We start from the raw sequence: 25,640 nt of genomic DNA, 5'->3' as shown, positions 1-25,640 counted from the left end.
ATTAACCAATTGATTAACAGAGCTATCTGTTTTTTTTTAAAAAAAACCTCTCTATAAATAGGCAAAATCATAAAATATAATTTCAACAATTAACTTCAAAAAAAATTGATAAAACAAGCTGAAGAAACAATAAAAAAGCTATCTATAATTTTACATCTCGTGAAAAAACTATTTTTTACTGGAATTTAGTTTAGCTAGCTCTTTTTCTAAAAAGATCAACTTCTCTTCAAAAGTATCTTTAAGCTTAGGAAGGTTCATTAAAAAAACATGCTTAACCAACCATAATTCTTTTATATTTTGGATAAGAATATTTTTAGCACTTATATTTTTGTGAGCCGCTTCTAAAATCAATAAATCATCTTTTTTTTCGGCATACCTGAGTACAAGTTCATCTTCAACAATCGCTACTACTAAATCAGTTTTTTTGATAAGATGGACAAGGTCGATTGGGTATTTTTCTGCAATGACAATATCGCCAGGGTAAATTCCAGTCTCCCCTGAAGTCATCTCTAGATTATGCACTGTAAAAGCCCTCAAATCTGAATTAGACTCGACAGGCAAACAAATTACAGGTAAATCTTTAACAAACTTTGGCTTATCACAATATTTTAGATAGTCTGTTTGATTTTTACCAGTGACAATAGGTATATTCAATATACTTTCTTTTTCTAACTTTTCAATTTCAAGAGTTAAATCCTCTTTGAATTGTAATAATTGATTTACTGTCAATTCGGACCTTAGCAAATCATCAATTAAAATACTAAAATAATTAGCAACTTTAATAACTGTATCAATTTTAGGCTCACTTCTTCCCTCCTCGTAAGCACCTAAAGTAGCTCTCTTCAAACCAAATAACTCTGCAAAAGCGTGCTGATTCAATCCCTTAACTTTCCTTATTTTTTTAATATTTTTTCCAAAAAAAGACATAAAATGCTAATATAATTTGCAATTTTAAAAATAAAATGTATCTTTACACTAATAATATTAGCTAATATATGAAAAACTAAAAAAAATAGCAACTTAACAATTTTAAAAGCATGAGTATTATAACACTCTACATTTTCAGCGTATTATTAAGAACTTTTTTGTAATATTACATCGCTAAAAGAAACTATAAACAAACTAATTCAATTGCTAGATGGACAACCATTTTACAAAAACAAAAAACTTTTTACAAAAGTTAAATTTCAATATCTATAAAGAAGATATTGAGAACGGAATTTTAGTTATTAACAAAGAAAACTCTGGAATTAAAAACCTAATTATTGGCATAGCATATCCAATAATAATTATTGAACAATTTATTTTTAAAGTAAATGAACCTAACGAAGATATTTTCAAAAATTTACTTATAAAAAACAGAGATATTGTTCATGGTGCTTTTGTTCTTGATGATACAGGTGAACGAGTAATATTTAGAGATACATTACAACTAGAGAACTTAGATCTAAATGAACTTGAAGGAAGTTTGAATTCTTTAAGCCTATTATTAAGCGAGTACTCCGAACAAATTATTACATTTTCAAAATATTAAAAAATAGATAATGAATATATTCAAAAGACTATTTAGAATAGGACAAGCAGAAGCACATTCAGCGATCAACAAGATGGAAGATCCTATCAAAATGACAGAACAAGGAATCCGAGACCTAAAAGATGATTTAGAAAAAAGCATTGAATCTTTAGCACAAATTAAAGCCTTAGCAATACGTTCAAGAAACGAACTCGAAAATTACAAACTAAAAGCTGAAGATTATCAACAAAAAGCAATGTTAATTCTTCAAAAAGCCAAAAAAGGTGAAATAGAAGCTAGTGAAGCTGATAGACTGGCAAAACAAGCTCTTGTAAAAAAAGAGGAAAACATTCAAGAAGTAAATAGAACGAAATTAGAATCTGATAAGCTAGATGCTTCAGTTACAAAACTCGAAAAAAGTGTACAAGAGATTAAAAATAACATACAAAAATGGGAAAATGAACTCAAAACTCTTAAAGCACGCGTAAAAGTTTCGAAAGCTACTAAAAATTTAAACCAACAAATGGCTGAATTAGATAGTAGTAGTACTGTATCAATGCTTGAACAAATGAAAGACAAAGTCGCTCAAGAAGAAGCGTTAGCAGATGCTTATGGCGACTTAGCGAATTCAACAAAAACGATTGACGACGAATTGAATGATGCCGTAGTTGAGACAAATAATAACGCCGAAGACGATTTAGCTAAGCTGAAAAAGCAATTAGGGCTTAACGATAAAAACGAAGGGTAAATTTGAACTCACTAACCGATATACTGTTTTCTAATGTCAATATAACTCTAACAATTCTAGTTATAATCCTTATTGTTTATTGGCTTGTAACAATGATATCTGGTATTGACTTCGATCTTGATGTAGATATTGACGTCGATGTTGACATAGACACTGACGTCGATATCGATACAGGAATTGAGGGTGTTAATATTGATTTCCACGACATTTCAAATACAGAAATCAATAAAGAAGATATTATTCAGAAGAAGAGAAAACCTTTAAAATGGTGGCAAGTTCTTTTGATATACTTCAACTTTGTTGGATTACCTTTCATGTTCACATTTACCTCTTGGATTTTTATCTGGTGGATAATGACGATACTAAGTACAACAATTACCTATAGCATAAATAGTAATCTTGGCTTTATTCTGATGCTTGGCGGAATTATCCCTTCATTAATATTAACAAAAATTTTTACTACTCCTTTTAAAAACTTTTTTAAGAATTTAAATCAAAACGGAGACCACCCCATTGACTTCATTGGCCTTACTGGAATCTCATTATCAACTTTAAGAGAAAATAAACTAGGAACAGCAGAGGTTAAAACTGAAAATAAGAACCTTACCATAAATATAAAATCTCTTAATAACGAAATTATTAATTATCAAGACACAATTCTTATAATTAAACAAAGCGATGATAAAACATTTTATTACGCTCAGAAATACGACAACTAATTATCAAATTAACTAATACAATTACTATGGATATTATTTATCAAATTCTTGGTATAGGAATAGGCTTGCTACTATTTCTATTAATTATATACTTCGCCATTGTTGCGATGTTCTACAAAAAAGTACCACAAGGGAAAGCTCTTGTTAGAACTGGATTTAAGGGAGCCAGAATTGCAACGGATAAAGGACTTTACGTTGTACCTGTTTTCCACAGAGTAGAAACAATGGATATTTCTGTAAAAAAAATTGAAATAGAAAGATTAGGATCTGATGGCTTAGTATGTAAAGATAACGTTAGAGCCGATATTAAAGTTGCTTTTTTTATAAGAATCAATGAGGATGTTAAGGATATCAAAAAGGTAGCTGAAACGATTGGTTGTGAAAGAGCATCTCATATTGAAACTTTAAAAGATCTATTTGAAGCAAAGTTGTCTGAAGCACTTAAAACTGTAGGAAAAAAATTCCAATTCATTGAATTATATGAAGCTCGAAGAGAATTTAGAGATGAAATTAAAGATATTATCTCAGTTGACTTAAATGGATATGTCCTTGATGACTGTGCCATCGATTATTTAGAGCAAACTCCAGTAAAATTCTTAAAACCAGATAACATTTTAGATGCTGAAGGTATTAAAAAAATTACCGAGTTAACTGCCGATCAAAACATTAAAGCGAACTTAATTAAGCGTGACGAAGAAAAAGTTATTCGTAAGCAGGATGTTGAAGCTCGCGAAGCTATTTTAGAATTAGACAAACAATTAGCAGAAAAAGAGGAACAACAAAAAAGAGAAATAGCGAACATCAAAGCTCGTGAAGAAGCTGAAATATTAAAAGTTGCAGAAGAAGAACGTTTAAAATCAGAGTCGGCAAGAATTTCTACCGAAGAAAAAGTTCAAGTTGCTGAAGAAAATATGCAACGTCAAATTATTGTTGCAGAAAAAAACAAACAACGTACGGAAGCTGTTGAAGCGGAACGTGTTGAAAAAGATAGAGCGCTAGAAGCTACCGAACGTGAAAGAATTGTAACACTTGCTCAAATTGAAAAGGAAAAAGTAGTTGAAATTGAAAACAAGAATATCCAAGATGTTATTCGCGATCGTGTAATGCTGGAAAAAGGTGTTGTTGAGGAAAAAGAGAATATGAAAGACATTGAGGCTTTTAAAACAGCGGATCGTGACAAGCAAGTTAAAATAACCATTGCTGAAGCTCAAGCTCAAGAAGCATTAATTAAAACTGTGAAGCAAGCAGAAGCTCAAAAAGAAGCTGCCAAACAGAAGGCAGAAGAAATTAATATCGAAGCACAAGCTCAAAAAGAAGCAAGTGAAAAAGAAGCAGAAGCTAGAAAAACATTAGCGGAAGCACAAGCGAAAGAAGAAGCTACTGTAGGGTTATCTGAAGCGCAAGTAATGCATGCCAAAGCTGATGCTTATGAAAGGGAAGGATTTGTTGAGGCTACCATTATTGAAAAGAAAGCAAAAGCCGAAGCTGAGGGTATTTTAGCAAAAGCAACAGCATTGAAAGAGGAAGGTATTGCAGAGGCCGAAGTTATCAAAGAAAAAGCACTTGCAAAAGCTACTGGTGATAAAGAAATAGCATTGGCAGAGGCTGCCGGTATTGAGGAAAAAGCCGAAGCAATGAAGAAACTTGATGGTGTTGGTAAAGAGCACGAAGAGTTTAAACTGCGTTTAGAAAAAGAATTAAAAGTAGATTTAGCGCATATTAATATTCAAAAAGATATTGCTGACGCTCAAGCGCAAGTTATTGGTGACGCATTAAAAGCTGCAAATATTGATATTGTTGGAGGTGAAACGATGTTCTTCGAGCAAATCATTGGACAAATTACGAAAGCAAAGGGTGTTGATAGACTTGTTCAACACAGTTCAAATATTCAGGATGTAAAAGATGCTATTTTAGGTAGTGACGATGTAAAAGGAAACTTACTTGAAAAAGTAAAAGACTTTGCTACTAAATACGGCATCTCTTCTGAAGACATAAAGAACTTAAGCATTGCTAATTTATTAGTAGACTTAAAATCTAAAGCTTCTACTGCTGATGAGGAAAATTTATTTAGTAACCTCTTCAATTTAGCTAAAGGCTTAGGTTTATCTGATAAGAAATTATAATAATATAAAGCATAAACAAAAGAAGTTGTAACGACTTCTTTTGTTTTATTTTGACACTCCCCTACTTTAATTTTCTACCACTAATAGTGTTCAATTTGAAAATGGACGTAAGAAACCTAGGAAATACAGCTATTGATGAAATAATAGAATCGCTTCTGCTGGCTTTTGACAATTACTTTGTTAAAATGTCTACAGAAAGAGACTACTATATTAACAGATGGAAAGTTACAAAAGTAGATTTCAATTTATCCTATGGGATGTTTCATAACGAAAAGCTAGTAGGTTTTATTATACATGCCATTGATACCAGAAATGGGAAATTAACAGCATTTAATACTGGCACAGGAGTAATACCTAAATACAGAGGAAAAAGTATCATACGGACGATATACGATCATGCTCTTTCTGATTTAAAAAAATATGGTATAAAAGAAACAACACTTGAGGTTATTACCAAGAATAAAATTGCTATTCAACTATATAAAAAAATCGGATTTAACATTTGCAAAGAATACCATTGCTATCAAGGGGATATTCAAAACAACACATCAGAACATGCTATTCTTTTGAAAGAAATTTCTTTAGATACAATTGAATGGAACGCCTTACCAAATCAGGATACCTATTCATGGGACAATCAGAAAGAATCTATAAAAAATAGTAACTATAACTATTTTGAAGTTATCGTAGATGGAAAAGTTGAATCGTATTTTATCATTAATAAAGACCTCAACTATATCGCCCAGTTTGATGTGTTTAATACTAAAAATGGTAACTGGGACAGACTATTTTCTGGAATTAAACAAGTTTCAGAAAAAATAAAGATCAATAATGTTGATAAAACATTGAATGAAAAAAACTCCATTTTGAACAAAGTAAAATTAACCAATACTGTTGATCAGTTTGAGATGGAATTAAAAATATAACAACTACCTATGACGAGCGCCTTTGAAATTAAAGAAGATAGTAGTTGTAACCAATAATTAATTAAAGAATAAGATAAAAAACTTCGAAAAACAGAAGTTTTAACACCTATAATCACCTATGGAAAACCAACATACCGAACAACAACTAGATGGTGGAACGTATGAAATCATTCAAAGTAGATTACAAAAACAAAAGCAACATCTACAAGAACGACTTCATAACTTAAATGATGCCAGAAAACATGTATTTGGCACCATAGAAACTAAACTAATTGCAAATAACAGAATCAATACAGAAAATAACTGTATTGCTAGAGATATTATTTCATTAGGGAATATATCTATTTTCGGTTATAACGTTCATTTTGGATTGAGAACAGATATCAAACTATCAGATGTTTTTAGCATCTATGAGTTTAAAGACCGACAATTCCATGTACAATCATTAGAGTTATTAAATGATCCTCTTTTCCTTGATGACTTTACCAATTTATATAAATATTACCGAAATACTATTTTCTCAAAATTCGCTGTTATTGGAAACTATTTGTATATGATTTTCCAATTAAGTGAAAATAAAAGTGATATTAAAGCTTTCAAATGGTTAATCAATGATAATTCACTACGATATATTGATAACCGTAGTGAGCATGAATACAAATTCCCAACTCAGCACGAATTTAAGTGGCAAGAAGTAACTCGTGATATGCATCGTTACGGTACTCATTCACATGTATCAATTCTCGATAAAATATTTGTTGAAACTATTGGAGGTGATTTAACCATCAAAGTTGAAAACAATACAAATGATGGAAAAGGAATACTTTCAGAGCCTGTTGAACATATCGATCAAACCTTAGATGATGGTCAGTTTCGCTTTGGCGATTTAGGAAATTTAATAGCCCTTGAAATTAAGCCATTTCAAGAACCTCCAAGACACTTTGTATACAACCATAAACTTCAGGAAGTTCAGAAGATAGATAGCATTAAGGATACTGCTGTTCAGCTTCCCGATGATCAAGGAATTATTTTTCCAAATGGATATTATCTTCAAACTGGAGAGCACAAGATATTCGAGAGTGATATTAAAGAGGTTAAATTCCAAGAAAAGATTATTTCACCAAATGGTGAAGACTTTTTATACGTTTTTTATGCAACCATAAGAGGGTTATATATCCTTATGTCATATAATATCATTGAGCAAAGTGTTAAAACACCTATAATTTGTAATGGTTTTACCATTTTAGAAAATGGAGAACTCTGTTATTTTAAAACAGAAAATGAGCAAACTAAACATCATGTTGTTCAAATATGGCAAACCCCCTATTTAAAAGGCGATTATATGCCTTCACAACATGAAGATAGCTTACTATATAAAATTGGTAATAAAGACATTGTACGTGCCATGGCTGAATGTCACGAATTGATTACTTTATTAAACAAAGAAGATAACTATACTGGTCTATATTCTGATATTGCCAAAACTTCTAAAGACATTAACGACACCTATTATTGGTTACACGAAAAAGAAACTTTTGAGCTTAACAAACCAGTTTCCGAGATCAATAAGTCGGCCAATGCTGCCATCGAAGAATTCGAGAAAGTTGTCCAGTTAAAAAAACAAGCGGAAAAAGAAACCAACGAGATCAACAAAAAATCTGATAAACTGTTTGGTAAAATTAAAAGCACCTCGTTTAAATCTATTGACGATTTCGTTGTGCTCTTAAGTCAATTACGCTCATTGCGTGGTGAAGTGATAAGTCTTCATGACATTCGCTATATCAATATAAATCTGCTTAAGGAACTAGAAGAACAAGTTACAGAACAAAACAACGTAATCTCGAAACGATGTGTTCAATTTCTTCTTGATGACAAAGCACTTCAACCATACCATGTGCGGGTTATTGAAAAGCAAGAAGCTTTACCAACCATTAAAAAAGTGGTAGGAGCAAAAGCCTTAGAAAAAGAGGTCAATCAAATTACTACTGATTTAGAAATGCTTATCGATATTGTATCGAACCTAGAAATCGAAGATACTTCTCAATCTACAAAAATCATTGACAATATTTCTTTAATATTTGCCACACTTAATCAGTTAAAATCAGGTATAAAAAACAGCATTAAAAGCTTAGGAAGTAAAGAAGCGATAGCTGACTTTAATGCCCAACTTAAATTAATTGATCAAAGTATTATCAATTATATTGATATTGCGAATACTCCTGAAAAATGTGATGAATTTTTAACGAAAATCACGATTCAGCTAGAAGAATTAGAAGGCAAATTTGCTGATTACGATGAATTCACCACTCAGATTATTGAAAAGCGTGAAGAAGTTCACACCGCATTTGACAATCGTAAGAATAGCCTTATTGAAAAGCGGAATAAAAAAACGATCGCATTACAAACTGCTGCTGAACGTATTTTAAAAGGAATTACCAAGAAAGCCACTTCTTTTGATTCTATTGAAGATATCAATGGTTATTTCGCCGCCGATCTCATAATCAACAAGGTGCGTGATATTGTAAAACAATTAAAAGAACTTGATGATATTGGAAAAGCAGAAACTGTTGAGACAAAATTAAAAGTTGCTAAAGAAGACACCTTGCGTAAGCTCAAAGATAAAAAGGAGTTATATGAAGACGGTGAAAACATCATTAAATTAGGTAGCCATAAATTTGGAGTAAATAAACAAGTTTTAGATTTAACCATTGTTTATAAAAACGAACAATTGTGTTATCACTTAACTGGTACAGATTTTTACGAAGAAATAACGAATGATATATTACTTACCTCTAAAAAATACTGGAATCAAGAATTAGTGTCAGAAAATGATACTATTTACAGATCAGCATACTTAGCCTACAAATTATTTAAAAATTTTAGCGAATCAGCACTCATTAACCTTACTAAAGAAGAAGTTTTACAACTTGTTCAAAAGGAAAGTAGTAATTTGTATGCTGAAGGTTATGTAAAAGGAGTTCACGATATAGATGCATCCAAGATATTGTATACACTGATGCACAAACACCATGAACTTGGACTACTTACTTTTACACCAGATGTTAGAGCTTTTGCTCGCTATTTTTGGAAACATCTTTCCGAAGCTGATCAAAATTCATACAATACGAACATCAAAGCTTCAGGAGAAGTATTAAAAGTATTTCCGAAAAGTGTAACACATAATTATATCATTGATGACCTGACAAGCTCTTTAAATTCATTTGCTGAAAAATCTCAATTATTCGCTACAGAATATTCTGAAAGAATCGCTTTGTATTTGTTTAAGGAACTTCAAAGTGATACTATTTTTCACACGAGTAATATTGCTTTGAATCTTAAGGAAAACTTCCTTAAGACATTAGACAAGCAAAACGCATTACATAAATTTAAAACGGGGATTCAAAAGCAAGAAAGCCATATCGAAAGTATTCAATTAGCAATACAATGGGTAAGTTCTTTCGTTTTAGAAACAGGAATTGAAACGGATGAATATATCCATGAAACCGTGGCGTTACTATTATTTGAAGACCTCTCAGCGGCAGACACCATTAACGTACATCCGGTTACCATCATTGAAGATTTAAAAGGAAATCACGCTACTATTAATGAAGGAAAATGGGAGTTCAATTATCATCAATTCATAAAAGACCTTGAACACTTTACTCAAGTAGAGGTTCCTAACTTTATTCAATACAAAGAAGCGAAACACCAAGTAACAGAAGACCTGAAAGAAGAGTTGAAACTGGAAGAGTTTAAACCAAGAGTATTGTCTTCATTTGTAAGAAACAAACTGATTGATCAGGTATACTTCCCTTTAATTGGAGACAACTTATCAAAACAACTTGGTACCGTTGGAGACAACAAGCGTACTGATAGGATGGGAATGCTTTTACTAATTTCTCCTCCAGGATATGGTAAAACAACCTTAATGGAATATATTTCTAATAGATTAGGGTTGGTATTTATGAAAATCAATGGACCTGCTATTGGACATGAAGTTACTTCGGTGGATCCAATGGCTGCTAGTAACTCCGCTTCAAGAGAAGAACTTAAAAAATTGAATTTAGCTTTTGAAATGGGAGATAATGTGATGTTATACCTTGATGATATTCAACATTGTAACCCTGAGTTTTTGCAAAAGTTCATTTCACTTTCTGATGGAACCAGAAAAATAGAAGGTGTCTATAATAACAAGCCTAAAACTTACGACTTACGTGGAAAGAAATTCTGTGTAATCATGGCCGGAAATCCATATACCGAAAGTGGTGATAAATTTCAAATTCCAGACATGTTAGCCAACAGAGCTGATATTTATAATTTGGGAGATATTATTGGCGATACAGCACAGCTATTCAAACTTAGTTTAATAGAAAACTCTTTAACTTCTAATCCTGTATTACATCAATTAAGTAGTAAATATTTTGAAGATGTGTATACTTTAATTGATAAGGTTGAAAACAATACCAAAGATGTTAATCTAAAAGGAAACCATACCAATCAAGAAGTGCAAGATTATACAGCTATTCTTGAAAAAGTAATTACGATTCGTGATACCATTTTAAAGGTGAATCAGGCATATATTCAATCCGCAGCAATGGAAGACGATTATAGAACAGAACCTTCTTTTAAACTCCAAGGTTCTTATCGTGACATGAATAAGCTTGTTGCTAAAATTGTTCCTATTATGAATCAAGAAGAATTACAGCGATTATTATTATCGCATTACGAAAGTGAATCTCAAACACTAACTTCTTCAGCAGAAGCAAACCTTTTAAAATATAAAGAATTGATTGATAATTTATCCGAAGAAGAAATAGAACGTTGGTCTATTATAAAGGATATTTTCGCCAAAAACAATAAACTTAAAGGTTTAGGTAATAATAACGAGATGGCACAAATATTAAATCAAATGATGGCTTTTACTGAGAGTTTAGAGGGTATCAAATCAGTTTTAGAAAAGGGACTAAAGAAATAATATGTTAAATTATTAAAAAAATTTATTTTACATTTAAACTATTAAAAACATGGGATTTTTTGATCTATTTAAAAATAACAAGGATAAAGAAGAAACACATTACGATCCTACCAATATAAAAATAACGGATCTTGAAAAGGGGTATTTACTTGATTACGATTTAAAAACCTGGAGCATTATAAAAATGTCCGAATACGATTGGGGAAATAATTATTTTACACGTGAGTTTACTATTGAATCTCAGCGAGAAAAACTATTTTTGCATATCGAAGAAGATGATGATCTTACAATTACTATGTCAAAAGAATTAAAATATCGAAAGCTAGCCCCGGAGGTCATTACTCATATTGAAAACCACGGAAAGCCTCCAAAACAGATTACACACGAAAATGTAATCTACTATTTATCGGAAGAATCTCCAGGTTATTACAGAAATGTAGAAGCTTCTGATTGGGAAGAACTTATTTCCTTCAGCTATTTAGATGAAGATGAAGAAAAATGTTTAACAATAGAACAATGGGACGATAATGATTTTGAGGTTAGTTATGGAAAAAAAATCAAAAACTTTGAAATTAGCAACATTCTTCCTTACTCAAAATAAAAGAAATTAACGATGCTTTTTTATAAATACTTAATATTATTAATCGCCACCAGTATTGTTACATATTCATGTAGTACAGAGCAAAAACCAAAGTTTATCAAATCTCCTCTAGACCATATCATTACTCAATATATTGATAAGAGTAATTATAGTGTTATTTTATCTGATATGGACTATAAGGAAGATATGGATAAATATTTTCATAAATACCGTATTCTAATTGAGGAATCCCAACCCACATTAACTCGAGAACAATTAAACGACACCATTTCTAGTCCAACAGATATAAAAATCATCAATACTGACTGGCAAGAAGTATCACCAATCATTTTTGAAGAATATCAAAACGATTTAGGTATGACAGTTTTGAGTAAAAAAAACGGTCAGTTAGATAAAAACTCATCCCCAGCAGGAGTCAATAACTATGTTGGAAATTCCAAATATGGAGAATGGAAAACAGATAGTAACGGAGGCTCTTTTTGGGCTTTTTATGGTCGTTATCGACTTTTTTCTGATTTATTCTTTGGCCCTTCCTATGGTTATGGATACAGATATGGCTATCCAAGAACTGATTGGAATGATTACAATCGTAACTATCGAAATAAGAAACCATACTACGGTAAAACAAATGAATATGGAACAAGATCTAATAGCAATAGAAACACCTCTTGGGCTAATAAACCGCAATCTTTCAAAAGTAAAGTTCAATCAAAAGTTTCTAGAAGTTCTTCCGAATTAAAATCAAGAGGATACACCTCAAGAAAGAGCTATAGTAAAACTAGCAGAAGTCAATCGAGATATAGAAGTTCTTCTTTTCGATCGCGAAGCGGTGGTTTCGGTAAATAACAACTAAATAAAAAAACAAATGGAAAATTTGAATGAATATATTGATCTTACTGGTTTTGGTCATTCGCTAGGTTATATGCTAGTCTCGTTAACTATTTTTTATATTGGTAAGATCGTGTTTAAATTGTCAAATGCCAAAACAGACATTACAGCGGAGCTAGTTCATAAAGACAACTTCGCTTTTATCCTTTCTTATGTTGGTTATTTCGTAGCATTAGTTATTGTTGTTGGCGGTACAATTTTAGGTGAAAGTTTAGGCTTTTATACTGATCTTGCTCATATAGGTCTTTACGGTATATTAGGAATTGTATTGTTACAAATTTCTACTCGAATAAGCAATCGACTTATTTTACCCAACTTTGATATTAAAAAAGAAATTCTTTTAGATAAAAACAACGGAACAGGTGTTATTGAAGCAAGTATCTATGTTTCAAACGCTCTGTTACTTCATGGTGCTCTTATCGGAGAATCAACAAGTTTACAAGAAGGGATTATCACCTTTATTACTTATTGGTTTATTGGGAATATTATGCTAATTGCAGCTTCAAAAATTTATACAGTATGGATTCGTTTTGATGTTCACAAAGAAATTGAAGCTGATAATGTAGCCGTTGGTGTTAGTTTTAGTGGGGCCATTTTAGCCATTGGAATTGTTATTATGAATGCTTTAATCGATCCTTTTATTGATTGGACAACTACTATAATTGATGTACTTTTACAAACCGTTTTAGGCATCATTTTACTGCCTATTATGCGATTTATCACAGATAAAGTTCTAATCCCTGAACGCAACTTAACCGATGAAATTATAAATCAGGAAAAGCCAAACATAGGGGCTGGTTTAATTGAAGCATTTGCCTATGTTGGGTCAGCTATTTTAATTACATGGAGTATATAAAACGTAATTCATTTATTCTCAAACTAGCGATATTCGCTACTGGTTTTGCCGGAATTGTAGCCGAATATGTTTTATCTACACTAGCTACTTATTTCATAGGAAACTCTGTTTTTCAATGGACAATGATTGTTTCATTGATGCTTTTCTGTATGGGATTAGGAAGTCGTCTTAGTAAGCTTTTTAAAACTAACCTGATTCGAAACTTTTTACTTTTAGAACTCTCGTTATCTCTTATTGTGGCATTTTCTTCGGTCCTCGTATATACCTTAGCGGCTGTTTCTTCTTATTACGACATTGTTATTTATTTTTTGAGCATGCTCGTTGGCTTGTTAATTGGGTTAGAAATTCCATTAGTAGTTCGAATCAACGAGGAGTACGAAGATTTAAAAACAAATATCTCCTCGATTCTTGAAAAAGATTATTACGGAAGTTTGCTAGGAGGTGTATTTTTTGCTTTTATAGGCCTTCCTATTCTTGGACTTACTTATACTCCATTTCTCCTAGGACTTATTAACTTTTTTGTTGCTTGCATGGTATTTTACCGATTCAAAGGTAAAATGGTTAAAAACCAATTAAAAACTATGTTAACGATGATGACCGTTGTATGTATCATATTAGTAGCAGGAATAAGTTTTACTGATTCAATCATTACATGGGGAGAACAAAAAAAATACAAAGACAAGGTTATCTATGCCAATCAGAGTAAATACCAAAAAATTGTACTCACGGAATGGAAAAATGAGCATTGGCTTTATTTAAATGGAAATTTACAATTCTGCTCTATCGATGAAAAAATGTACCATGAACCATTGGTTCATCCTATTATGCAAACGCATCCACATCCACAAAAAGTTTTGATACTCGGAGGTGGTGACGGATGTGCTGTTAGAGAAATATTGAAATATCCTTCAGTTGATAAAATTGATATGGTTGATTTGGATCCTAACATGACAGATCTAGGTAAGAATCATTCAGTCCTAATCAATATTAATGAAGGTTCGATGAGTAGTGATAAGTTGACGATCTATAACAAAGATGCGTATGTTCATTTAGAGCAGGACAATCAATCTTTCTATGATATCATCATTATCGATTTACCTGACCCAAGAAGCGTGGAACTGGGAAGACTGTATTCACACGAATTTTATTCGTTATGCTATCGTAAATTAAGACCAAATGGACTTATCGTTACGCAGTCTGGGAGTCCATATTATGCAAGCAAAGCTTTTCAATGTATTAACCTAACATTGCAATCAGCAGGCTTCATCACTGTTCCTATGCACAATCAAATTTTATCCATGGGAGAATGGGGATGGATCATTGGAACAAAAGATAAAACGATATCTCAAGAAAAGTTTAAAGAAAAACTACATAGTTTAAATTTTTCGTCAATAAAAACAAAATGGATACACAAAGAAGCTATGCTTTTATTAACATCATTTGGAAAGAATGATTTTTTCAATGCCAATGTCAATGAAGTAGAAATTAATAAAATTCAGAGCCCTGTATTGTATCAATATTACCTCGATGGCAACTGGGATTTATACTAAAAAAAGCGAATGAATACTGAATATAAAAAAATAGAAGCTAAAATATTTAATCTTCAAGAATGGATTATCCCTACGAATCCTGAATATTTAAAAGAAAAATTCGAAGCTTTGCTTATTCAATGCAATTTCACTATCCTTAATTTTAGTGAACATTATTTCGATAAGGAAGGCTACACCTGTTTTTGGTTGTTAGGAGAAAGTCATTTAGCTATTCATACGTTCCCTGAAAGTAACAAGACTTATTTAGAGCTAAGTAGTTGCAATGAAGAAAAACGAAATCAATTCCAAAAATTAATGGCAAATGAAAAGTAAGCATAAATTCATACCACTAATTATAATCGTAAGTATTTATAATTTATTGGTATATGGTTTATATTATTTTGAATCGAACTTCGAAAATACGAATATTCGAAATTTGGCAGACTCCTACTGGTACTCATTAGTTACCCTAACAACCGTTGGGTATGGAGATTTTTATCCGATAACATTTTGGGGAAGATTGATAGGAATTTTATTTGTTATAGGAAGTCTTGGGTTCTTAGGGTACCTAATTACGGAATTAAGTGTAAAAATATCAGAATATTTAAAAAAAAGAGAAATGGGATTTTTTGGAACTAAAATGAAAAATCACTGTATAATTATTGGCTGGAATTCTTTTTCAAAACGCGTAGCTGAACAAATCGTTAAAGCGAATGAACCCTTGGCCATTGTGATTGATAGAGAAACTGATTTAAAAGAAATCAGACAACTCTATACAGATAATCAATGCTTTGTTCTACAAACAAATCTGAAAGACTATGAGGCTATCGAAAAAGTAAACATAATAGATTCAAGAAGAGTATACATCAGCTTTGAAAGTGACACAGATACTTTAGTCTACACCATCAGTTTAAAAAAGCGATTCGAAAACATTAATTGTGTTGTTGCGATTGAAAATGTAGAACTTAAGTCTTCTTTCAACTATCTGGGAGTGCAATTTATAATTCCTAAAAAAGAAATTGTTTCAAAATTCATTGCTAGCTATATTTTTGAACCTAATGTAGCTTTGCTAACGGAAGATTTAATTTCAACTTCAGCAGAAAAAAGCAATTTAGATATTTGTGAAACTCAATTATCAGAAAGCAGTGAACATGTAAACACAAACTTTATTGATACATTTATTAAACTTAAAAAAGATTTAGGTATCACTTTAGTCGCTATCAGCAGAAATGGTGAACTCATAAAAAATCCAGAAAATAATTTCAAACTAATTAAAGGCGATATTTTAGTTTATATTGCAAATGGGGAAAACAAACAATATTTAACTTAGTCTATGAAAAAACAATTAAATGATATTGTAATTTATATTCCATTACTCAAGAAAAAAATTGAAAAAATAGCTATCAAACATGATATTAATGGGGAAATTTTGATTCTTGAAATGCTTAGATTTCTTAATCTTATTCACCTAACAAATGAAAAATTATCACCATCATTAATAGTTGATCTCGCATGGCATGAATTCATATTATTCACTAGGCATTATCACGAGTTTTGTAAAACGCATTTTGGACGATTTATTCACCATATACCAAGTGAAGGCAGTGATCATACCATTTACGAAAAAACAATAGAACTTTATATAAAACATTATGGTAAGCCTTCAGAAATCATCTGGGGATCGCATGCCACTAACATATGGGCTGCAAGTGATTGCGGCGCCTGTCATAACTAAAAATCAACTATGTATTTAGAAGGAATTCTTACAATCGACCCATCTCAGTTAACTGAAATAAAAAAAGTAAAGCCCTCCAAAGCTTTCAAAAAGTTTTTCCATCATTTAACTCTCGGTACAATCTCTGACAAACAAGAAAGAGAAACTTTTACAGCTGTAGCCATACTTCAGCAATTTAACGCGACTTTCCGAGGATTGAATATTACTAATATCATTAAAATTGCTCATGATGATATTGATTTTTATCATGATAGAGATGGAAAGAAAGATGATTTAAAGGAAGCTTTAGACACGTATGAAATTGAGATAAATGAAGCAATGTCAATCCATTTTCAGCAACTAAAACTAGTTTTAGAGCATGAAGACAATGATTTCAAATACCTCATCGAGGTTGAAATAAACAGAGATCATGAAGTTGGAGTTTATCCAATAGTTATTAAAGTATCTGGGTTATTTAAAGAGTTTTCACATGGAAACCTCAAAAATAAGATAAACAACGCGGTAAGCAGTCAGAAAGTGTTTGACGAATTTAGAGATACCAAAGTAAAAGCCTTCGATTACTTTTTGAATAGAATTAAACTTAAGCTAAAAAAAGAAATTGAAACCGATGATATTAAATCTTTCATAAAAAATAAACTCATATTACCGAAACGTAAAATTCAAGATAAAAAAGAGATCCCTCATAACACACAAAGAGGTGGCGTTTATGGTGGTTATCATGGCTTTGACGACTACTTATTCTACAGTTTAATTTGGTCTGATATTATGCATGATAGTTCACCTATTCTCATCAAAGAATCTTATTATGAAAACGAGGACGGAGAAGATTTAGGGTACGCTAATGAATTGAATGCTCAAGATAATATTTTTGATCCCGAAACCGACCTAGAGACAGTTTCATCAACCTTTGAAAATGACCCGATGGTAATTAATGAACCTGAAGCAGATAGTTCTAGTAGTTGGTTTGATTTTGATTCATGGGGAAGTGACTCCGATTCTAGTTTTTTTGATTCAAGCTGTAGTTCTTGTTCAAGTTGTTCTTCTTGTGGTGGTGACTAGTATTTTTAGAACCTAAAATTATTGTAGTATAACATTCTTTTTTGCTTGCCATTCCAGAACAAAAACTGCAAACAATATTATGATTCTATTTTAGAATTCACATATAGCTCTCGCTAACTTTTACAATATTTAAAAAAACTCATAAAGTTTAAACTTTATGAGTTTTTCTGCCGAAAATTATTTTATCTACTAAAGTTATTTTATGATAAATCGTTTATTTGATTTAGAAAAATCATTTTTAAGACTTAACACATATATTCCCGGTTTTAAGTCAATATTTATTGTTTTGCCTTTCAACTTTCCTGTGTCAAAAATTTGACCTATTAAATTAGCTATTTCGTAATCAATTTCATTGAGACCTTTACTACCTCCTATTAAATTTAATGGCGATCCTTTAGTAATAATACTTGGTGCTATTTGTAAAGAACTAAATACTTCCTCATCTTGATTTCCTAATACATCCACTCTTGACACAAATGAATCTATATTAACTAAAGAATTACCACAAGAGCCCTCATAAACCTTAACATTTGTAAACGTTGAATTATTTCCTGAGCTCGCATCATTATCATTTATAAAAACAAGTCTATCCATTACACCTGAATAAGAACTTCCTATGGGAATAACATATTTTTTCGTTCCTCCTGCATAATTGTCATAATTTGTAATACCGTAATTTTGAGTACCATGCACTTTAAAATATCTAAAATCAGATAGTGAATTATCATTTTCAAAACCAATACCATGTATTTCTCCTTCAGCTGTACTACTGAACTCAAATTCTACAACTGTATTTGCTGTAACTGTGTAATTCATTGGGATGTACTTCCATGTATTATTAGTCAACGTTAGTGATTCTCCTGAGGTAGATACTGAATAATTACCGTCATTATCTTGATTTGAAAATGAATTTATTGAAAAATCATTAAAGTTCAAGGCTGGACAATCGTCTCCTGAACCTCCCCCATTATCATCGTTATTAATAGAAATAGCATCAATAGCAATATCACTTTGCCAACCATTAGATCCAGAACCTGTTAAAACATTAAACCTTAATTGAACACTTAATTGTCCTGAATAAGAACTTAAGTCTACATTTGCTGTCAACCATGAGTTACCTTGATCACCCGATTTATTAAATACTGAAGTCCAAGCACCTGTATTATTAGTCCTAGCTTCAACTATTAAAGTATTAATTGCACTACCGTACATATGATATTTAAAACTAAGATTTGGAGAAGATAAATTACTTAAATTTAAACATGGTGAATTTAATATTGCTCGTTTATTTGGAAAACCTGTACCGTTCCCTGAAGCCTCAACATAGATATACGTTGAACCATCAGTTGCACCAGTAGGACCCGTTGATTCTGAGGGGGTTCCTCCTGAGTTCCTTGTGAAATTTATATCATCTCCCGAAGAAGCATTTTTCCATAAACCTAAATCACTTTCAAAGCTCTCATTAAAGGGATAAGAAGTTACTTCTCCATCTTGACAACCTCCATTTGACCCACCATCATCATTAGAAACACTAACAGCATCAATAGCAATATCACTTTGCCAACCATCATCTCCTATGCCCGTAAGTATATTAAATCTTAATTGTACACTTGATCTGCCCGCGTATGATTTTAAATCTATATTAGCCTCTTTCCATGAATTACCTTGACTACCTGATTTACTAAATATAGAATTCCAATCACCTGAATTATCCAATCTAACTTCAACAGTTAATTTATTAATTGTACTACCATACATATGGTATTGAAAATTAAGCTTTGGAGATGTTAACGCAGTTAAATCTATACAAGGTGAGTTTAGTATAGCTCGTTTATTTGGAAAACCTGTACCGTTCCCTGAAGCTTCAACATAAATATAATTCGAACCATCTGCTGCTCCTGCTGGTCCTGTATCATCTGAAGGAGTGCCTCCAGAATTTCTAATAAAATCTATATCATCACCTTTCGAAGCATTTTTCCACATACCTAAGCCACTCTCAAAACTCTCAGTAAATGGAAATGAAGCTACATCTCCATCACAAGTAGTTGGAGTTGGCGTTCCGCCACAAGGATTTTCAAAAGAAACCGTTTGATCATTGTTAGTATTTGAACCACCATTTCTGTTTTCATCTGCGTCTTTTCCTACGCCTCTCTCTGCAAAAGCTTTCCATATTAAACAGCTATATTTACCATTGTACAAATCTTTATCAGCTTGAAGAATCCCATCACGTCCCGACACAAAACCAGGATTACTAGCTGTATTTTTTAAGCCTTCTATTACCAAAGCCATAGCAATATTATTTCCTCCCTTTCCATTGTAAAAATCAGTATCAAATCCTTCTTGATCAATTAACAGCCAAGTCATGTCCCATAAAATAGTTGCAAAAGCATAGCCTACTCCGTGAGGTACTCTCAGGCCCCCTATATCGGCATAATCCGTATCATTTATTGATCTATCTGTTGAATACACTGTTGGTCGAATCCCTAAGCCATCTAAAGATTGCCCAAGCACGTAAGTCCCCACTCCTCTTTTATCTGCTCCAGTATCTCCTGGCTTCATTGTTAGCATTAATCCAAACCAGTCTGACCAACCTTCACCCATTTGCTCAGACCCACCTAAAGCATTTGAAAATCGTCCTCCAACCAAGCGGGTTGAAATTCCATGCCCGTATTCATGAGCTATTATCAAATTGTCAAAAGAACCATCTCTACCAGGGTTCGTTCTATTCCACAAAAACATTTGCATTCGAGGGTTTGATCCATCACCTGGTGTAGCAAAATTTGCGTTATTTGTTCCTCTACCATCTTGAGAATCTGCATTAACAGAATCACCTCCTGTACCTCCTTTTCCATAATTATTCTCCTGAAAGTTTCCAGAAGCTTCATCAAAACCATACTGATACCATACATCATGCATTATATTATTCCAATAGAATAAATTTGTTGTAGATGCATCTTGATAATTACTTGGCGACTGATTTAAATTAACGGGAAAATTAAAATTCAAAGAATTTCCTCCGCCGGGCGAAGCTCCTGTCCCATTATTTCCATTAGTATCTTCTTGAGCCCAAACATTATTTCCTCTCGTAATATTGTATTCAGCTCCAGATACACCATTCGTATCATGCCACCCGAACGGAGAAGCTACAGAATTTGATGGATCAGAAACAACTGTTCTACCTCCGTCATCTGGATTCATAAGAGGCATTGCATAAACGTTGTAAGAAGTTGATGCTACCATACTAGTTCCTTTCTTGTAAGGTATCCTTTCTTCATTGATTTGCTTTTCAATTATTTTTTTTGGATGTGTATGATACTGATGTGCACGATCATTTTCTTCTCCAAAACTACATGATATTACCCAGTTATCTTCTATTAAAATTTTTCCTGAGGTTGCATCAACAAAAGTATTCCACCAATTATCACCACCTTTTTCGTAAAGGTTAACATTCCAACATAAATGAAGTTTATTTTTATGAAAAACATAAACTTTTTTAACTAAAATAGGCTCATTATCCTCTGTAATACCAGTGTTATTATAGACAGAAACTTCATCCTCATTTCTGTTTCTTTTCATGGTTTTAACCAATCGATTACCTGGTTTCAATTGATGACTTTTAATAACTTCGTCAATAGCCTCATTCTCTGAAATAATAACAGATTTACTTTGTAATATTTTTTCTGGAATATTTGATATAAACTGATTATTTGTAAAATTTACTTTTCCATTAAAAACAGACATATTATAAGTTCCATTAACAATTGGAATCCCCCTATAATATTGCGTTAAATAATAATGTGTAAGTCCTTTTTTTAAAGAGGAAGCTGAACTAGATACTTTCCATTCAGAAAAATCATTAGCTACTTTTTTACTTTTCTTTTTTAAATTGTTAAAGTGTTTTTGAATTACATCTAGATCACTAGACTTTTTTGTTTGCGAATGGTTTGTTAGCCCAGTCATAAGTAGAAGGGCAAACAGACAATATTTTTTCATAATATTGATTTAGAAGGGTTTAAAAATTACTTAAATGTATGAAAAAACATTTCAAAAAATCACCTAACTTTAAAATAAAATTAAAATTTTAACAAAAAAATTAACTTTTAAGCTTAATTTTTGTTTTTTTAAAAAATTTAAATGCTTAAAATTATATATTTTTCAGTCTAAGGATCAATCTCTTTTATCAATTAACTATTCTCGAAAAACACTGTCTATAAATAAAACAGGCATCATAATATGATGCCTATTTACTACTATATTTTTTATACTATCTATTGCTCATTAAATATGGATTTTACTTTTTCAAAAATAGCATCATCACCATCAAAGTTTAAATTCGTTTTTCGAAAAAGAGAAATAATCTTGGAAGGATTCATTTCTTCTCCAAGTATTCGAGCAACGCCAACACCTAGATCTTTTCCATAACCAAAGGCTATAATTTCTCCTATCCTATTTGCTTCTCCCAAATAATATATATTTATATTATTTCCACTCTTCTTATAACTTATAAGCTTCTTATAATCTGAATCATCAAATATACTTTTTAGTTCTGTTTTCTCTTTTTCGTAAGAAATTTCATTTGATTTTTTTATCGGTAAAGCAGTTAAACTGATTTTTTTTACACTCTCATATATCTTTTTATCTTCTTCGTTTAGAATATCTTCTGTCAATTCAAAAACACCAACAGGTATATCCACATTCAAAAAACCATTTTTATCCTGACTTTCAACAAGATAACTTTGTAATGTTTTTTTGTTATTACATGAGAATAATATTAGTGTTAAGCAAAAGAGTGGTACTAATTTATATAAATTCATTATTTAATTATTCTTAAATTATTTTATTTTAATCTCTCCTTTCTCAGAATACTTGTTTGCTATCTTAGAAAGCTTATTAACATTTATTTCACCTATCAAAGAAATTATAGAAATTTTAATCTGCCCTTTACTGTTAGTTTCTTTTTGAAACATTAAAACCTCATTTACAAGATCTTTATTTGCGGTAGATTTAACATATATTCTAATTCTAGAATCTTTATCTTTTACTCTCATTAACTGAATTAAACTTGAATTTTTCACAGCATCGTTAACCATAGCCTCCATCTTTACGACCGCATTAGTATTTTCGGAAGAAAATACTTTTAACTCATTTAACCCCTTTAATACATTAAAAAATTCTAGGCTTTCAGATTTTGCTTCGGGAAATTTTGATATCAGTTCAAATGCGTCTTTAGTCATAACAAATGAAGAAACCGCATCTAAATCTTCCAACTCATCAAATGATTGACTGAAGACTAAATTAGATGCTAGTGTGACAACTAGTAAAAACAATATTTTTTTCATGACTTTCTTAATTTTAATATCTATTTGGTTTTATTTTTAAATCTTTTTATTCTTGGCTTATTGTTCTGGACGCCTCATTTACAACCCTTTCATAGGTCGCAATATATCCAATTGCTTCTTGACTTTTACTTAAACTATTTGACACTGTATATAGTGCCTCATTTCCTTTATTAAGGTTTAAAGAAACCATTTGAAGAGCTTCTTTTATTTGCATAAATTGCTTTTTTTGCTCATTTTTTTGATAAATATTATACCCTAAATAAAAACCGAATAACAAAGCTACAGATACTGCTACAGATAGCCATTCAAAATTTTTCTTTATTTTAATTTCAGGCTTCAGCCATATGGGCTTTTTTAAAGTTTCTTGCCTATCTTCTTTGATGTAGTTAAAAAGTATACTAAATTCCTCTAAATGCGCTGCTACTTTTTCTGAAGTAAAATATTTATATAATACTTGTTCTTCTTCCAAGCTAGTATCTGCATTTAAATATTTTTCTACTAATTTTTCTATATTAGCTAACTCCATAATTATATCTTTTTATGAGTTCTTGTCTTATTTTCTTTCTAGCTCTTGAAAGAGCCACTCGAACTGCAGTTGATTTCATTTCCATTATCTTACATATTTCATCTAGTTCATATTGTTCAATATCTCTTAATTGAATAATTGCTTTTTGCTGTTCAGGTAATTTTTCAATTAAAAGTCTTACTTGAGCTACGGCATCGTTATTTTCTATCTTTTTATCTAACGTAATTCCTTTCTCTTTGTAATTAGTATGAACCAAGGATAAATTACTTGCTTGTTTTGATTTCAATCTATCAAAACAATAATTTTTGGTCATTGTTATTGCAAATGCCTCAACACTCTTATACCTCTTTAACTTCTCTTTATTCTTCCATAATTTTAGATAAAGTTCCTGTGTCGCATCTTCAGCTTCTGCTGTAGAAACTAGAAGTCTTTTTGCTAATCGAAAAATTCTATCTTTAAAAGGCAAAACAGCTTTTAAAAAGTCTGATTGTTTCATTGTGGTTGATTTAGATGAACTACTTTAATTTTAAGTGTTCACAGTGTTATGACGATTAAGCGCAAAGTTTGTTACGTGATTTCGCAAAAAAATAATATTATTCACTAAATTGCGTTGTTTTAGTTTTAAGATGTTTCGGATGAAAGTTTACAAATTATTCCTTGTTTTTATTGTTTTATCGAGTGTTTTTTCTTGTAGTAGAGATGAAGCGCCTAATGATGTAGAAATTAACAATTTTGTTTGGAAAGGGCTTAATGCCTATTATTTATGGCAAGAAAATATTCCAGACCTATCAGATACCCGCTTTACTTCAGATCAACAATTATACAACTACCTATCTGGATTTGATTCGCCTAAAACTCTTTTCGAAAACCTTCTTTATCAAAAAAACATAGTCGATAAATGGTCTTGGATTGTAGACAATTATATCACTCTAGAAGAAGCTCTTCAAGGCACCTCTTTGACTACAGGTATGGAATTTGAAATTATTGAATATAAAGATCAATCAACAAATATGTTTGGTTCCGTTAGGTATGTTAATCCGGGAACAGATGCTATGATAAAAGGAATAAAAAGAGGAATGGTTTTCAATGAAGTTAACGGTGTAAAATTAACAAAAAGTAATTATAGAGAGCTCTTATTTTCTAACACTCCTTCCATAACAATCACTTTAGCAGATTACAACTCTGGTAACCCGATAGCTACAACCAACACCATAAGCCTTACTAAAGATAAGTACACTGAAAATCCTGTTCATATATCAAAAACTCTTGACGTAGGTGGCCAAAAAATTGGTTATTTAATGTATAATGCCTTTGTAAGCTCTTTCGACGATCAGTTGAACCAATCATTTTCTAATTTTAAATCTGAAGGAATTACTGATCTTATCATAGACCTTAGATATAATTATGGCGGTTTTGTAAAATCTGCAGCAAGACTCGGTAGTATGATTACTGGGCAGTTTACTAATGAAATATTTGCAAAGCAACTTTGGAATAATAAATACATGAGCGTTGTTAATCCTGATTTCTTAATTGATAGGTTTCCAAGTACTCTAGGAAATAATACTGCTATTAATAGCCTTAATTTGTCAAGAATTTACTTTATTACAACCGCAAGTACTGTCTCTGCTTCAGAACTTATTATAAATAGTCTTGATCCTTACATTGACGTAAAAACAATCGGTACTAAAACACGAGGAAAATATGTCGCTTCAATAACTCTTTATGATTCACCTACATTTTCTTCGAAAAACAACATCAATCCGAATCATAATTGGGCTATGCAACCAATTGTGTCGGAAACTGTTAATAAAGACGACAAAAATCAAAAAGAAGGAATCATCCCTTTTATTGAAATAGAAGAAGATTTTGGAAATTTAGGAAATTTAGGTGAAATAGACGAACCATTACTTCAACGAACCATCCAGTTAATAACCACTGGAAGTAGAAGTAATCGTAGAGAGAAAATAGCAAGAAAAAGTCTTTCTAATAGACTTAGAATTATTAATAGTTCAAAATCACGACTACCTACATACAACAATATGTACATAGGTGAGCCTAAATAATGTCAGTAATTAATCATTGAATAGATAGGAGATGATCTCA

21 protein-coding genes are annotated in these 25,640 nt (G+C 31.4%); 15 read left to right on the top strand and 6 right to left on the bottom strand.

The window, feature by feature from the left end:
- Positions 1 to 168: 168 nt before the first annotated feature.
- Complete coding sequence (locus ACSIGE_RS13985; RefSeq protein WP_440880492.1) at positions 169 to 927, bottom strand: helix-turn-helix domain-containing protein; 759 nt, start codon at positions 925 to 927, stop codon at positions 169 to 171.
- Positions 928 to 1,138: 211 nt separating this feature from the next.
- Between ACSIGE_RS13985 and ACSIGE_RS13980 the strand changes: the two genes are divergently transcribed.
- The 14 genes from ACSIGE_RS13980 (at position 1,139) to ACSIGE_RS13915 (ending at position 17,672) form a co-directional block, all read left to right on the top strand.
- Positions 1,139 to 1,534, top strand: coding sequence for a molecular chaperone Tir (locus ACSIGE_RS13980; RefSeq protein WP_440880491.1), 396 nt, complete (start codon positions 1,139 to 1,141; stop codon positions 1,532 to 1,534).
- A 10-nt stretch (positions 1,535 to 1,544) separates the two neighbouring features.
- On the top strand, positions 1,545 to 2,261 hold the full coding sequence (locus ACSIGE_RS13975; protein WP_440880490.1) for a PspA/IM30 family protein: 717 nt from the start codon (positions 1,545 to 1,547) through the stop codon (positions 2,259 to 2,261).
- A 92-nt stretch (positions 2,262 to 2,353) separates the two neighbouring features.
- Positions 2,354 to 2,980, top strand: a complete 627-nt coding sequence (locus ACSIGE_RS13970; protein WP_440880489.1) for a hypothetical protein — start codon at positions 2,354 to 2,356, stop codon at positions 2,978 to 2,980.
- A 26-nt stretch (positions 2,981 to 3,006) separates the two neighbouring features.
- Positions 3,007 to 5,103 (top strand): flotillin family protein, encoded by a 2,097-nt coding sequence (locus tag ACSIGE_RS13965; protein ID WP_440880488.1) that lies wholly within the window; start codon positions 3,007 to 3,009, stop codon positions 5,101 to 5,103.
- A 101-nt stretch (positions 5,104 to 5,204) separates the two neighbouring features.
- Positions 5,205 to 6,029, top strand: a complete 825-nt coding sequence (locus ACSIGE_RS13960; RefSeq protein ID WP_440880487.1) for a GNAT family N-acetyltransferase — start codon at positions 5,205 to 5,207, stop codon at positions 6,027 to 6,029.
- Between the two features lie 118 nt (positions 6,030 to 6,147).
- Entirely contained in the window at positions 6,148 to 11,004 is a 4,857-nt protein-coding gene (locus tag ACSIGE_RS13955; protein ID WP_440880486.1) for a DNA repair ATPase, read from the top strand.
- A 49-nt stretch (positions 11,005 to 11,053) separates the two neighbouring features.
- A complete protein-coding gene (locus ACSIGE_RS13950) occupies positions 11,054 to 11,605 on the top strand; it encodes a DUF4178 domain-containing protein (RefSeq protein WP_440880485.1) in 552 nt (183 codons plus the stop codon).
- Between the two features lie 12 nt (positions 11,606 to 11,617).
- Complete coding sequence (locus ACSIGE_RS13945) at positions 11,618 to 12,451, top strand: hypothetical protein (RefSeq protein WP_440880484.1); 834 nt, start codon at positions 11,618 to 11,620, stop codon at positions 12,449 to 12,451.
- 19 nt (positions 12,452 to 12,470) lie between these two features.
- The gene (locus ACSIGE_RS13940; protein WP_440880483.1) at positions 12,471 to 13,349 is read left to right on the top strand and encodes a DUF350 domain-containing protein; all 879 of its coding nucleotides are present in this window, start codon (positions 12,471 to 12,473) and stop codon (positions 13,347 to 13,349) included.
- Positions 13,337 to 14,899, top strand: a complete 1,563-nt coding sequence (locus tag ACSIGE_RS13935; protein WP_440880482.1) for a polyamine aminopropyltransferase — start codon at positions 13,337 to 13,339, stop codon at positions 14,897 to 14,899. Before ACSIGE_RS13940 ends, ACSIGE_RS13935 begins: the two co-directional genes overlap by 13 nt.
- Positions 14,900 to 14,908: 9 nt before the next feature.
- The gene (locus ACSIGE_RS13930) at positions 14,909 to 15,211 is read left to right on the top strand and encodes an S-adenosylmethionine decarboxylase family protein (RefSeq protein ID WP_440880481.1); all 303 of its coding nucleotides are present in this window, start codon (positions 14,909 to 14,911) and stop codon (positions 15,209 to 15,211) included.
- Complete coding sequence (locus tag ACSIGE_RS13925) at positions 15,201 to 16,208, top strand: potassium channel family protein (RefSeq protein ID WP_440880480.1); 1,008 nt, start codon at positions 15,201 to 15,203, stop codon at positions 16,206 to 16,208. Before ACSIGE_RS13930 ends, ACSIGE_RS13925 begins: the two co-directional genes overlap by 11 nt.
- A 111-nt stretch (positions 16,209 to 16,319) precedes the next feature.
- Positions 16,320 to 16,613, top strand: coding sequence for a glycine-rich domain-containing protein (locus ACSIGE_RS13920; protein WP_440880479.1), 294 nt, complete (start codon positions 16,320 to 16,322; stop codon positions 16,611 to 16,613).
- Between the two features lie 9 nt (positions 16,614 to 16,622).
- Entirely contained in the window at positions 16,623 to 17,672 is a 1,050-nt protein-coding gene (locus ACSIGE_RS13915) for a hypothetical protein (RefSeq protein WP_440880478.1), read from the top strand.
- A gap of 195 nt (positions 17,673 to 17,867) precedes the next feature.
- Here the strand turns inward: ACSIGE_RS13915 and ACSIGE_RS13910 are convergent, their stop codons facing one another.
- From ACSIGE_RS13910 to ACSIGE_RS13890, 5 genes are all read right to left on the bottom strand, one after another.
- Positions 17,868 to 21,665: a M36 family metallopeptidase gene (locus ACSIGE_RS13910; RefSeq protein WP_440880477.1), complete on the bottom strand. Its 3,798-nt coding sequence runs from the start codon at positions 21,663 to 21,665 to the stop codon at positions 17,868 to 17,870.
- A gap of 275 nt (positions 21,666 to 21,940) precedes the next feature.
- Complete coding sequence (locus tag ACSIGE_RS13905; protein WP_440880476.1) at positions 21,941 to 22,486, bottom strand: DUF4252 domain-containing protein; 546 nt, start codon at positions 22,484 to 22,486, stop codon at positions 21,941 to 21,943.
- An 18-nt stretch (positions 22,487 to 22,504) separates the two neighbouring features.
- On the bottom strand, positions 22,505 to 23,011 hold the full coding sequence (locus ACSIGE_RS13900) for a DUF4252 domain-containing protein (protein ID WP_440880475.1): 507 nt from the start codon (positions 23,009 to 23,011) through the stop codon (positions 22,505 to 22,507).
- 46 nt (positions 23,012 to 23,057) lie between these two features.
- Positions 23,058 to 23,537, bottom strand: coding sequence for a hypothetical protein (locus ACSIGE_RS13895; protein WP_440880474.1), 480 nt, complete (start codon positions 23,535 to 23,537; stop codon positions 23,058 to 23,060).
- Entirely contained in the window at positions 23,524 to 24,033 is a 510-nt protein-coding gene (locus tag ACSIGE_RS13890) for an RNA polymerase sigma factor (protein WP_440880473.1), read from the bottom strand. The genes ACSIGE_RS13895 and ACSIGE_RS13890 overlap by 14 nt, the downstream gene beginning before the upstream one ends.
- Before the next feature lie 139 nt (positions 24,034 to 24,172).
- Here ACSIGE_RS13890 and ACSIGE_RS13885 point away from each other — a divergent pair, with 139 nt between their 5' ends.
- A complete protein-coding gene (locus ACSIGE_RS13885; RefSeq protein ID WP_440880472.1) occupies positions 24,173 to 25,600 on the top strand; it encodes a S41 family peptidase in 1,428 nt (475 codons plus the stop codon).
- Positions 25,601 to 25,640 lie beyond the last annotated feature (40 nt).

Origin of the sequence: Tenacibaculum profundi (assembly GCF_052050075.1) — a bacterium.
In the GTDB taxonomy this organism is placed as follows: domain Bacteria; phylum Bacteroidota; class Bacteroidia; order Flavobacteriales; family Flavobacteriaceae; genus Polaribacter.
The sequence above is the reverse complement of the archived record's forward strand: the minus strand, read 5'-3'. Positions and strand labels throughout refer to the sequence as shown.